11 protein-coding genes, 1 rRNA gene and 1 pseudogene are annotated in these 11,902 nt (G+C 64.0%); all 13 read right to left on the minus strand.

Features of this window, described 5'->3' with window-relative positions; translation table 11 throughout:
* Positions 1 to 19: 19 nt before the first annotated feature.
* Positions 20 to 1,123: a hypothetical protein gene (locus tag ACKFR8_RS03005; protein ID WP_296133354.1), complete on the minus strand. Its 1,104-nt coding sequence runs from the start codon at positions 1,121 to 1,123 to the stop codon at positions 20 to 22.
* Positions 1,124 to 1,184: 61 nt separating this feature from the next.
* A complete protein-coding gene (gene xerD / locus ACKFR8_RS03010; protein ID WP_296133356.1) occupies positions 1,185 to 2,108 on the minus strand; it encodes a site-specific tyrosine recombinase XerD in 924 nt (307 codons plus the stop codon).
* Positions 2,105 to 2,743 carry an NUDIX domain-containing protein gene (locus ACKFR8_RS03015; protein ID WP_296133358.1) on the minus strand — a complete coding sequence of 213 codons (639 nt, stop codon included), beginning with the start codon at positions 2,741 to 2,743 and terminating at the stop codon, positions 2,105 to 2,107. The genes xerD and ACKFR8_RS03015 overlap by 4 nt, the downstream gene beginning before the upstream one ends.
* Positions 2,744 to 3,700: a copper transporter gene (locus tag ACKFR8_RS03020; RefSeq protein ID WP_306507962.1), complete on the minus strand. Its 957-nt coding sequence runs from the start codon at positions 3,698 to 3,700 to the stop codon at positions 2,744 to 2,746.
* On the minus strand, positions 3,700 to 4,884 hold the full coding sequence (gene steA / locus ACKFR8_RS03025) for a putative cytokinetic ring protein SteA (protein ID WP_296133361.1): 1,185 nt from the start codon (positions 4,882 to 4,884) through the stop codon (positions 3,700 to 3,702). The genes ACKFR8_RS03020 and steA overlap by 1 nt, the downstream gene beginning before the upstream one ends.
* 25 nt (positions 4,885 to 4,909) lie before the next feature.
* Complete coding sequence (gene recN, locus ACKFR8_RS03030) at positions 4,910 to 6,586, minus strand: DNA repair protein RecN (protein WP_408930555.1); 1,677 nt, start codon at positions 6,584 to 6,586, stop codon at positions 4,910 to 4,912.
* 63 nt (positions 6,587 to 6,649) lie between these two features.
* Positions 6,650 to 7,561 (minus strand): NAD kinase, encoded by a 912-nt coding sequence (locus ACKFR8_RS03035; RefSeq protein WP_296133364.1) that lies wholly within the window; start codon positions 7,559 to 7,561, stop codon positions 6,650 to 6,652.
* On the minus strand, positions 7,558 to 8,367 hold the full coding sequence (locus ACKFR8_RS03040) for a TlyA family RNA methyltransferase (RefSeq protein WP_296133366.1): 810 nt from the start codon (positions 8,365 to 8,367) through the stop codon (positions 7,558 to 7,560). Before ACKFR8_RS03040 ends, ACKFR8_RS03035 begins: the two co-directional genes overlap by 4 nt.
* A gap of 27 nt (positions 8,368 to 8,394) precedes the next feature.
* On the minus strand, positions 8,395 to 8,556 hold the full coding sequence (locus ACKFR8_RS03045; RefSeq protein WP_296133368.1) for a hypothetical protein: 162 nt from the start codon (positions 8,554 to 8,556) through the stop codon (positions 8,395 to 8,397).
* Positions 8,547 to 9,530, minus strand: coding sequence for an HAD-IIA family hydrolase (locus tag ACKFR8_RS03050; protein ID WP_296133370.1), 984 nt, complete (start codon positions 9,528 to 9,530; stop codon positions 8,547 to 8,549). The genes ACKFR8_RS03045 and ACKFR8_RS03050 overlap by 10 nt, the downstream gene beginning before the upstream one ends.
* Before the next feature lie 2 nt (positions 9,531 to 9,532).
* Positions 9,533 to 10,501 (minus strand): annotated as a pseudogene (locus tag ACKFR8_RS03055) (hypothetical protein); the annotation flags it as partial.
* A 119-nt stretch (positions 10,502 to 10,620) separates the two neighbouring features.
* On the minus strand, positions 10,621 to 11,376 hold the full coding sequence (locus ACKFR8_RS03060) for a hypothetical protein (protein ID WP_408930556.1): 756 nt from the start codon (positions 11,374 to 11,376) through the stop codon (positions 10,621 to 10,623).
* Between the two features lie 404 nt (positions 11,377 to 11,780).
* Positions 11,781 to 11,898: ribosomal RNA gene (gene rrf, locus ACKFR8_RS03065) — 5S ribosomal RNA — on the minus strand.
* Between the last annotated feature and the right edge of the window lie 4 nt (positions 11,899 to 11,902).

Consider the following 11,902-nt stretch of genomic DNA (forward strand, 5'->3'; position numbering starts at 1 on the left):
CTCAGATAAAGGCTACAGCCTAGACTTTACGACGCCTCCACCACCAGCGACCCAGGCCCACCAGCACGGCAACGACCGCGGCAATAACCACGCTAATGGCCAAGTTCCGCCCGGAGCTTCCGTCCTCGTCCCCGGAAGCCTCCGCCGCGTTGTCGCCGTCGGCGCCCAGCTGCTGCTCCGGCGGCACCTCGGCGGCGTTTGCCTGATTCGGATCGGTGAGCGTGACCACCAGCTCCGCTGATTGGGTGTCCTTGTTGTAGAACTGCATGATGAACGGGTTGTCCGGCTCCTGGCCTTCTGGGTAGGTCAGCGTCATGGTTCGCGAGCCCTTGTCGATGTCCCGCTTTACACCCTGGACAAACTCGCCCTCCGCGTTGAGGTAGCGCAGCGTCACGCCGTCGTTTTCCAGGTGCTTGAAACGGTTATAGAGATCCAGCGCTTGCTTGAATCCGAGCTTGGCGGTGATGCCCTGACCGTCAATGGTGGATTCCAGGTTGACGTAGGACGTACCGGACGTATCGACGTCCTCCCAGCCACGCCCCGTGCGCGGCGGCGCCGGCTGGCCGGCGTTACCGGACTCACCATGTGGGGCCTCACCAGAACCCGCATGGCCAGCGCCGTCGGCTGCGCCGTCCCCGGCACTACCGCCGTCGCCCTCGGCTGCGTCACCCCTGCCCGGTGCAGACCCCTCTGGGTTCTCGCCACCCGCGGGGCCGCCTCCTTGCTCCCCGCCCGGGGTGCTGCCGCCGAGGCTTTCGGGGTCGCCGTTCTGGGCGGCGTCGTTAAGCTCGTCGGCGGTCACGTCCGCATCCGCCACGAGCAGAATCGTCATGGACATGCCCTCATAGGACACGGGCACGCTCAGCTGTCCACCGGCTTCAGGGGCGGTGACCGTAGCACTGCCGCCAGAAGCGCTCACGCTCCAGCCATCGGCAGCCATGTTCACATCTACCGGAACCGGAAGGGACACCGTGGTGGTCTGCCCCGCCGGCACCGGGATCGTGGCGTCCTGGGCATGCGCTACCGCCACAGTCCCCCAGCTCAGCGTGGCGGGAGCAGTAACCAGTGCACCCGCGAGCGCCAAGACCGTGGCACGGCGGCGAAGAGAAGACGTAAAGGGCATAACCATCCTTCTAGTTGTAGGGGTCTCTTTAAGGATCACTGTCTTTAAGGATCACTGCATTTTAGGCGCGCGGGTGGGCGGTGCGCCAGACCTCGCGGAGCGAATCTGCGGTGACGTGGGTGTAGATCTGCGTCGTCGTCACGGAGGAATGACCCAACAGCTCCTGCACGGTACGCACGTCCGCGCCACCTTCTAGGAGGTGGGTCGCGAAAGAGTGCCGCAACGTGTGCGGGGAGATGGACTTGTTGAGGTGAGCTCGCTGCGCCGCCGATTTAATCGCCGCCCACGCACTTTGGCGCGACAGGGCCTTGCCGCGCGTGTTGAGGAACAGCGCGTGCGAAGACCCAGTAGCCAGGACGGGACGAGCACGCACCAGGTAGTCCTCCACGGCCTTCACCGCAAGCGAACCCATGGGCACAAGACGCTGCTTGTTGCCTTTGCCGCTGAGCAGGAGGATATCGCGCACAGAGGACGGGCCGTCTTCGGTGATGTCGTCCACGGAAAGCTTGATGACCTCCGAAATGCGCGCACCCGTGCCGTAGAGCATCTCCAGCAGGGCTCGATCCCGCACGTCAATGGGTGTGGCCGCGGCATCCGTGGGGATGGCTGCCAGAAGCGAAGAAACCTCGTCCACGCTGAGGGTTTCCGGCAGCGGCTGTGCCCTCTTGGGCGGGGACACATCCGCCGCCACGTCGGTATCAATCAAGCCTTCGGCCAAAGCGAACTTGTGCAGGCCGCGCGCCACGATGAGCGCTCGACTCGCCGAAGACTGGGCCAAGGTTTCGCGCAAATGGATCAGATAGTTCTCCACGTGGGTGCGCTGCACCTGGGCCAGATCGTCGATGCCCGCCTCCGCCAACCACGCCACGTAGCGGTTGACGTCGCGGCGGTAGTTGCTCACGGTGTTCTTCGACGCTCCCTTTTCCACCATCAGGTGCATCAGCCAGGAGTGCGCGGCCGCCGCGGCAGGAGTCTGCCCGCTCACGGCTGTTTCAGGTCGGGGCCCGAGCGGCGGGCAGACAGCGACGCGGGGCGCAACTCGAAGGGCGAGTCCACCGGGCGGGGTACGCGGCCAGTCGACGCACACGCATGCGCAGCGAGGATTCCGGCCACCGCAATGGAGTTGGTGATGTCACCGGACAAGACGCGGTCCACGGCCTCGGCGAGGTCCACCCACGCGAAGTCCATATCGGCTTCCTCATCGCCTTCGGCGTCGAGCTTGTCCACGCTTCTCAGATCGCGCGCTAGGAACACGCGCACGGCCTCTTCACAGAAGCCGGGAGAGGTCACCACATCCGTGAGAACGCTCCAGTCGCCCGCGGCAAGGCCGGCTTCTTCCTGCAGTTCGCGCTGCGCGGCGGTGAGTTCGTCCTCTCCTTTGACGTCGAGCAGCCCGGCGGGAAGCTCCCACAGACGGCGGCCCACGCTGTGGCGATACTGCTCCACCATGGCGATGCGGTTATCCGCATCGAGCGCCACCACCGCCACCGCACCGAGGTGCTCCACCACCTCGCGCTGGGCCACCACCTCGCCCGGCATGACGACGTCATCTCGGCGAACGGCGATAATGGGGGCGTCGAGCAGCAGCTGCGTCGACACAGTGCGAAAATCGTGGCTCATTTATAGGTCCTTCGGAAGCGCCGGGGCAGCGGCATCGGCGTTCGCGGCAGAGCCGTACGAGCCCTTCCCGCCGTCCAATTGCTCCTTCACCGCCAGCACCGCCGCCATGTGCGATACCGGGCGGTCGATGGAATCGACGGTGCTGATATCGGTCTTATCCTTGCGCAGCTCCTCCAGCACGCCGCCATCGCCCGCAGACGTCACCGGGGCCGCGAACACGGTGGTCTGCCCCACGGAGTCGAAGCCCTCCACAAACTTCACGGTCGAATCAATAGCGTACGACACGGCGGAATCTTCCTTCGCTGCATTCTGGCCGCCGCCCACGATGACCACCGCCTGGGCCGGCAATATAGTCCCGTCCGGGTAGTCGATGTACTTGGCGTCCCGGAGAGCTTGCAACAAGGTTGCGCGATCCTCCACGGAAGACAACGGCTCCGTCGACTTCGGATCCAGCATGAGAGCGGCGGCCAAAGCCTGCCCCGCATGGGTACCGGCGTCCACGTTCTTCTCGTCGAGCTTGGCGCCCGCCGGCAGCGTGCTCGTGACCAAGGAGAGCAACTTATCTGCGGAATCCTGAGCAAAGAACTTCTCCGTCAGGGTGATCTCACCGGCATCCTCAGAGTCTGCAGACCCCAGCAAATCCTTCACAGCCTTGACGTCACCGTCGTCAGCATCAGCGGTGCGCAGCACCATCACTGGCCGCTGCGCCAGGGTGCCGTCCACGACGAAGCGGTCAAGGTCCTTGAGCACGGAGTCCGCGGAATCCAGCTGGGCCTCAGAAATATTGTTCTCGTTGACCAGTTTGGAGTACTTCTCCCGGATATCGTTGATGTCTCCGCCGCCCCCGCCGCCCGGTGCGGAACTCATGTTGGGGGCGATGAGCAAGGTGCCCAGGGCAACGCCGAGGGCGGTACCGAAGCCGAGGCCGGCCACGAGCAAAGACTTAGCAGACGCCATTACTTGAACCACTCCTGCACGCTCAACGCAAAGTTATTCCACGTATCAATCAAGTTCTGGAGGAAGGACTCGTCGCCGCCCAGGCCCACAATGAGGACCACCACGGCCAGCGCCACGAGGACTCCGAGCAGGCCCCACAGCCAGCCCAGCGCACCGGAGGCTGGGGCGGTGTACAGGTTAATCACGGCGTCAGCATCCACCAGACGCGTGCCGGCCTTCATGTGGCTCAGCAACGCGGCCGGAGTGGCGTTGGGCTTGTTGGCAAAGATGTCATCCAGGTCCAGTGCCCCGCCTACCTGCACGATCATCTGCGCCTCGTGATAGTCGGCCAACAGCAGTGCCAGGTCCGTGGCCGAGTCTGTCGCGGCCGGGAAGGTCATCGCGCCGATGCCCAGATCCTGGATGCGCTCGAGGCCCTCGGCGGTCCCGTCAGGTTCGGCCGGCAGAATCACCTGCGCGCCGCTGCGCAGGGTCTCGGAGCTAATGTCCGAGGGATCGCCCACGATGAACTGCGGCTGGTAGCCAAGATCCACAATGGTATCCGCCGCCGAGTCCACGCCAATGATGATGGGTTCGTATTCCCGAATGAAGTTGCGCAGGAGCGTGAGCTTCTTGCGGTGCTCGGCCGACGGCGAGACCACCAACACCTTGCGGCCCGCCATGTCGGAGCCGGCGTCGGGGACCCCGAGGCCGTCGATAAGCAGCGGACCCTCGGAGTGAATGAACTCGATGGAGTTGCCAAAGTAGGCCTCCATGTGGTCAATGAGCTCCTGCTGCGCGGAGGCAAAGTTCTTCTCCGCGCGATCGCGGGTGACAACCGTTCCCGCCGCCAGCTTGGTATCGCCCGAGTACACCGTTCCGTCATCAGTGATGCGGGCCTTCTTGCCATCTTTGAAGTTGGACACAAACTCCTCGCCCACGCCCTCGATGAGGGTCACGTCGGCGTCGAGAAGCATGTGCGGGCCGTAGTTGGGGATGGACCCAGTGGAGAACTCCGCCACGTTGATGACCGCGGCGGGCTTGATGTCCACGAGGGTCTGGGCCTCCTGGCGAGAAATGTTGGCTGCGTTGATGACCGCGAAATCGCCAGCGGTGAACTTCTTCATGCCCTTTCCGCCAGGGGTGCAATCACGCAGCGCCCCGTGCTCCCCGGGCAGATCGGTGTTACGGGAAAACAGACTCATGCTGACAGTTTCCCGTGTAAAGGCCTCAAAGTGTGGAAGGCGCGCGGAAAGCGGCGACTTCCGCTTGGGCGCGATCAAAAAGCTCCTGCGCGTGCGCCCGGCCCGTCTCCGTATCGTCGAGACCGGCCAACATGCGGGCCAGCTCTTCCACTCGCTCCTCCGAGCTGAGATCAGCGACTCCGGAGGTGAACTTGTCCTTCGAAACGTGCAGGTGCGAATCCGCATAGGCGGCGACCTGGGGAAGGTGGGTGACACAGATGACCTGGTTGGTGATGGACAGCCGTGCTAGGCGACGCCCAATCTCCACCGCCGCGCGCCCACCCACACCGGCATCGACCTCGTCGAAAACCAGCGTGGTGCCGTCTCCGCTGGCTAGCACGACCTCCATGGCCAGCATGACGCGGGACAGCTCGCCGCCGGAGGCCGCCGCCGCAAGCGGCTTGCCGTTGAGCTGGAACTCCACCTCATCGGCGCCCGACTTGGAATACTTGGCCGTGGAGATGGCGACGCTCAGCGTGGAATTCGGCATGGCGAGACCGTGAATCTCCTCGGTGACCTGCTTGCCCAACTGCTTCGCCGCCTTCGTGCGCGCGCTGGTGAGCTTCTTGGCCTTGGCCACCATGTCCTTCTCGGCCTCTTTGGCCTTCTTCTTCAGCTCCTCCAAGGCCTCCGTGGAGGTATCCATGCCGGCCAGCTTCTCCTCTGCGGCGGCGCGCCAGGCCAGCACGCCATCGATGTCCGCGGCGTACTTGCGGGTAAGCCGCTTGAGATCTTGTTGGCGCTGGAGGGACGATTCCAGCAGGTTCGGGTCCGCCGGCAGCGCGCCGAGGTAGCTCGACAGCTCCGCGGCAATGTCCGTGAGCTGGGCCGTGGCCTCACTCAGCCGACCGGCGAGCTGCGCCAGCTCCTCATCGCTGGAACCGGCAAGTGCTGCTTCCGCCGCACCAGCCAAGTTGACGGCGGTGTCTTCGTCGCCAAAGCCGTCCCCACCATCGAGCGCGGCGAGTGCTGTGGCGGCGGACTCGCGCAGGCTATCGACATCCTGCAGGCGGCGGATGAGCGTGACCAGCTCGGCGTCTTCCCCTGGCTCCGGATCGAGCTCGGTGATTTCGGTGATGGCAAACTGGAGGCGGTCGACCTCTTGCGCCATCTCCCGCCGAGACTCCGTGCGGCGCTGATAATCTTTGGCCAACTCCCGCCAGTGCTTGAAGGCATCGGTGTAGGCAGCGCGCACGGGCCCGATGCTGGGATTGAAGCGGTCGATGGCCGCCAACTGCTGCTCGGCCGCTAGGAGGCGCAGCTGATCGTTTTGGCCGTGCACCGTGATCAGGTGGGAGGCAAACTCCCCCAGAGTTGCCGCCGGCACCGCGCGCCCGCCTAGGTAGGCGCGGGAGCGCCCGGCCGAGGACACCGTGCGCGAGGCGATGAATTCACCGTTTTCGTCCGGCTCTCCCCCGGCCTGCTCCACAACCTCCGCCACGGCCGGAGACTCAGAGGAAAAGTGCCCTTCCACTGCCGCCTTCGCGGCGCCATCGCGCACGCGGGAGGCGTCTGCGCGGCCGCCTGCCAGCAGCCGCAGGCCGGTGACCACCATGGTTTTACCCGCGCCTGTCTCACCGGTGAGCACGGTCAACCCGTGAGAAAGCTCGGCTGAAGAGCTCTCGATCACGCCGAGATCCGAGATGCTGATGTCAACGAGCACGTCGCTGCTCTCTCCTTCCTACTCCCCCGTGAAATACGTGTGTGGTGTCCGTGTGGTGTTCGTTTAATGCCGCGGTCCCCGCCAGCCTTCGACGGGCAAGCGCAACTTGGACACTAAGCGGTCGGTGAAGGGTTGTTCATCCAGCCGCACCCAGCGCACTGGGCGCTCGCCGCGCACGACCTCCACGCGCGATCCAGGCGGCATGGAAATCTCCCGGAAGCCGTCCAGAATCACCACCGCCGGTGTGGTGGCAGAGGCCGATTCCACCGCCACCTGCGAATCCGGCGAGACCACTAGTGGCTTGGTAAACAGCGCATGGGCGTTGTTGGGCACCACCAAGATCGCATCCAACGACGGCCACAGTACCGGCCCGCCCGCGGAGAACGCGTAGGCCGTGGACCCTGTTGGCGTCGAAATCAAGATACCGTCGCACCCGAAGGAGGACACTGGGCGGCCATCCACCTCCAGAATCGCATCGAGCACGCCGGAGCGGTTGAGGTTTTCGATCGAAGCCTCATTGAGCGCCCACCCGCGCTGGCGCAACGAGCCCTCCGGATCGAACACTGTCACGTCGATAGTCAGGCGGTCTTCCACGTCATAGGTTTGTTCGATGACACGGACCAGGGCCCGGTCCAGGGACTCCGCTTCCCATTCCGCTAAGAACCCCACGTGGCCTAAGTTGATGCCGAGCACGGGGACATCGACCGCGCGGGCCATGTCCGCGGCCCGCAAGAACGTACCGTCCCCGCCTAGCACTAGGACGAGTTCGCAGCCCTCGGCGGCAGCCGGGGTGTGCTTGACGTGCTGCAGACCGGGCAGGACAGTATCTGCCGCGCACACGCGCACCTTAATCCCTGCCTCCTGCAGCAGCTCAGCGGCGCGATGCGTAGCGGCCAGGTTATCGGCGCGGCTGGCGTGCGGGACCAAAAGAATCTCGCGCCGCGCGGTCGCCTCCGCAGCCACGGTTCTGCTCACTGGGGTCCCTCCTTGATGGCCGTGTCGATCATGACATCCAGCCTATCCTCCGGCGTGGACACGCCGTCTTTGATAAGCCACAGGAAGTACTCCACGTTGCCACTCGGGCCCGGCAGCGGGGAGGCCGCCACGCCCTTCACACCCAGCCCCAGGGATTGTGCGAAGACTGCGACGTCCTTGGTGGCCTCCGCACGCAACTGCGGGGAGCGCACGACGCCACCCGAGCCAATGCGGTCCTTGCCTACCTCAAACTGGGGCTTGACCATGGGCAACAGCCACGCGCCCTCCGCCATGCAGTCAACGATGGCAGGCAAGACCAACTTCAGGGAGATAAAGCTTAAATCCCCGACCATGGCATCACACGGCCCGCCGGTAGTCTCCAGCGTCAGGTTGCGAATGTTCGTCCGGTCCAGCACGGTGACGCGCTCGTCGTTCTGCAAACGCCACAACAGCTGGCCGTATCCGACGTCCACGGAGAGCACCTCCGCCGCCCCTCGGCGCAGGCACACATCGGTAAACCCGCCTGTCGACGCCCCCGCGTCCAGCACCCGACGGCCCGTTACATCAACGTCGAATGCCTCCAGCGCGCCGAGCAGCTTATGGGCTCCGCGCGAAGCCCAATCGTCCCCCTCGCTCTCCTCGACCTTGATGGAGACCTCCGGTTCCACCACGGTGGCCGGCTTGGAGGCCTTGAAGCCACCGACGGTCACGCGCCCAGACTTAATCATCTCCACTGCCTGCTCACGCGAGCGGGCGATTTTGCGACGAACCAGTTCGGCATCGAGTCGACGGCGTTGTGGTGGCATGGTTGGCTTTCTCCTCTTGCGTCCGCGCTAATTTTCCTGGAGAGCGTCACGCAACACCGCGTGCGCCCTGTCGAGCTGGCTCAGCTCCTCCTCAAGCGTTTCCGCCGGCTGCGAAAGAATCTCCGCGACGGAGGAGTCCAGCGTCTCCGGCGCCATCACAGCGCGCGGGTCGTGCGGCTTTACCGCCATGTGGCCACGGCCTTTTCCGCGAACTCACCGCGGGGCTGAATGTAGCGCGGTGGCTTGGGGCCTGCCCAGGCTACCTCGAGCACCGTGCGCAGGGCCTCAATCGATGTCGACTTCTCGTTGCCGCCTTGCAGCACAATGTCGTAGCCGTCGTAGCGCGCCATAAAGCCTCCCTGGGCACCGGGGCGGGCTTGGGCCTCGGAGAGGGACAGCTCGTGGAAGCCGGCACCGATAAAGTCCGGCCGCAGCTCCGCGGGGGCTTCAATGAGCTCCAGCTCGCGCGAGACTCCAGTCAGAACGTGGAAGGTGTCCATCGCCGCCGTGTTGCCACCGGCAATATCCGTATCCAAGCGATCCCCCACTGCCAAGGGCTTCGTGGCGCTCACCAGCTTGGCCGCCTGGGTAAACATCGCCGGCTCCGGCTTGCCCGCCGACACCGGCTCCACCCCAGTCGTCGAGGTAATTGCCCCCACCAGGGAGCCATTGCCCACAGCCATGCCGCGCTCGGTCGGCAGCGAGGTGTCCAAGTTGGAGGCGAAGAACTTCGCGCCCTTGCTAATGGCCAAGGCACCCTCCGAAAGCTCCGCCCAACCCACGGACTTGTGCATGCCCTGGATCACCGCAGCCGGGTTGTCGTCAGCGCTGCTGACCACCTCGAAGCCCATCTCACGCGCCAGAGTGCGGAAAGAATCCGCGCCGATGATAAGCACCTTCGCGCCCGTGGGAAGATCCGCCTTCGCAATGCGCAGGACAGCCTGGGCAGAGGTCACCACGTGCTTGGTGTCGGTCTCCAGACCGATCTCTCCCAGCATTCGGGCCACGGTCTGCGGGCTCCGAGAGGCGTTGTTGGTGACATAGACGGCGGGGATTCCGCAGGAGTTGATGACGTCTACCACGCACTGCAACGCCTGGCCGCCCTCCCACACGGTTCCGTCAAGGTCGAGCAGGAGCGCGTCATGTGTCTTGAGAATACTCATCGCTAGATTTCGGCCAGGCGCTCAGCAGCGTCGGTCCACTCTCCTTCATCGATGTCTACTGCGTGCTGGAACCATTCCTTTGCCTCGTCCTTGCGACCTGCCTCCAGCAGCGCATTACCGTAGGCATAGGACAGACGGCACGCGGACAAGCCGGTGGCTTCCTTGGTGGGCTCGGCGCGCTGAATAGTCACCACGGCCGAGTCAGCCTGGCCCATATCAAGGCGAGCTCCGGCAGCAACGATAGCGAGCTCAATCGTGTCCTCGGGAGCGAGCTCCTTGGCGTCTTCACTGCGCCACAGCTCGACGGCCTTCTCGGGACGTCCCAGTCCACGTTCGCAGTCCGCCATCACGGCGAGCAAACCAGGGCCACCGGAGATGCGGCGGGCAGCGCGCAGCTCAGACAGGGCTTCCTTCCACTCGCCCGCGCGGTAGGCGGCAATGCCGTTCATTTCGCGAGCCACCGATACACGGCCGGCACGGTCCTTGGCGGCGCGGGCATGGCGCAGGCTCAGCTGCGGATCATCCTCCAACCACGTCGCAGCCATGATGAGGTGCTTGGCCACGGCTTCTGAGTTCTCCTTGGACAAGGAGGACAGGTCCTGCAGGACCGACGGGTCCAGATCCGTGATATCGATATCCGAAGGCAGATCCGGGTCCGTCATGCGGCGATTGATGCGCTCCTCGCGATAGCCGGAACGCTGCGGATGAGCAACCTTGTTCTTGCCACGGCTGCTGCCCTTGTGATCACCCCTGCGGTCACCACGCCGATCATCGCGGCGGTCCCCACGGCCCGGCTTCCCGCCAGCGCGGCCACCCCGGCGATCATCTCTCTTCTCACCGCGGCGCTCGGGACGGTTTCCGCCCGCGCCCCCACGCTTCTCAAAGTTGCGGCCGCCGGAGCGGTTGTTCCTACGGTTCCCCTCTGCGGAGCCGTCGCGACCACGGCCGTGATCGCCGGAATTCGAATCAGACATTAAAGCTATGCACTTTCTGAGTTAGACGTGTTAGACGTGTCCGTATGTACCGAACCAGTGTACAGGCCACCCGGCTGGAAGACGCAATGCTCAGCTAGACCATACGCGTGCAGCACCTAGGGCCGATACGGAAACCGCCCCAACTTGTCCATCGGCCACCCGTACTGAATGCGCTCCAGCCCCGCCTTCACTTGCTCCTTAGAAAGCCCATGATCAAAGGTCCCTGTCTCAAGCGGCTCACCGGCAACAACAGCGAAAAGACCCCAACCGTTGTTGTAGATCGAATCCAAGCTTGCTTCCGCCGGATCGTGGGTCAGGGACACACCCTCACTCACCAAACTGCTCGGCCCACGCAGCTTCATCCGAAGCTTCGGAATCGTGTGCGTGTCCCCGTTAGGAGCAACAACCAACACGTCAGTCTCATAAAAATATTGCGACGGTGTGTCCCCGTCTCCCTTCTTCGTCTCTTCCAAGTAGAGCGGGCCAATCAGCGCCGGATAGAACACTATCCACTTGTTGGCATACGCCTTAGCGGTCCGGCGATCCAACCGACGAGAATCATGCACCCGGTAGGCGTGATAGAGAAGAATAAAGCACAGCATCGCCGCCACGAGGATCTGAAATTCCTTGGGCGCAACCGACCACGCGACTAGGGCAATAAACAGTGAGACACCGCCGAAGGCGCCGACCGCCAACAGCACGTGTGACCAAGGCATCAGCTGCGGCACCGGGCCAGCTTTCAGAAGCGTCTCGGTAAGGTCATAGGGCGCTGGTTTCGGATTGGCCTCAGACAGCGGGACCCCGCGCAGCTTCCGGCGAAAGAAGGCGTTGTAGTTGGACTTAAAGGGAATGGTTGTCTGCGGAAAGTCCATAGGCTACTCCTCTACCGCCGCACTGAATGATTCCTTAACGCAAATTCTAGCCGGTAGGTCCTCCGCGCAATACGAAACCGAGTGCCTCATAGCCGGGATTTGCAGTGCTTGACGACGCCTCACCGCCCCACACAACCCTCAGTTCGTCGTTTTAAACGACGGTCGCCCGCCAACTGCCGCCCATTGGCTCCTGCCTCACGCGGAGAGCCATGGGCTGCGCAATCCCCGGGCTTTGGCCGGTCGTCGTTTTAAACGACGGGGCGGCAACCCGGGGTGGTGTCGTTGTTGTAAACGACGGGGGGGTGGGTGCGCAGGTGTAAAACGTGAAAAAGGGGACCGTTGAAGCGGTGGTGCTTCAACGGTCCCCTTTTTCGGTGTGTATTGAGTTATGTGTTTTTGTTTGGTGTCGGCGGTTTCTTACTCTCCCACAACCTCCCGGTTGCAGTACCATCAGCGCGGGCAGGCTTAGCTTCCGGGTTCGGAATGGGTCCGGGCGTTTCCCTGCTGCTATTGGCCACCGACAAAC

Origin of the sequence: Corynebacterium axilliensis (assembly GCF_046097495.1) — a bacterium.
GTDB lineage: Bacteria > Actinomycetota > Actinomycetes > Mycobacteriales > Mycobacteriaceae > Corynebacterium.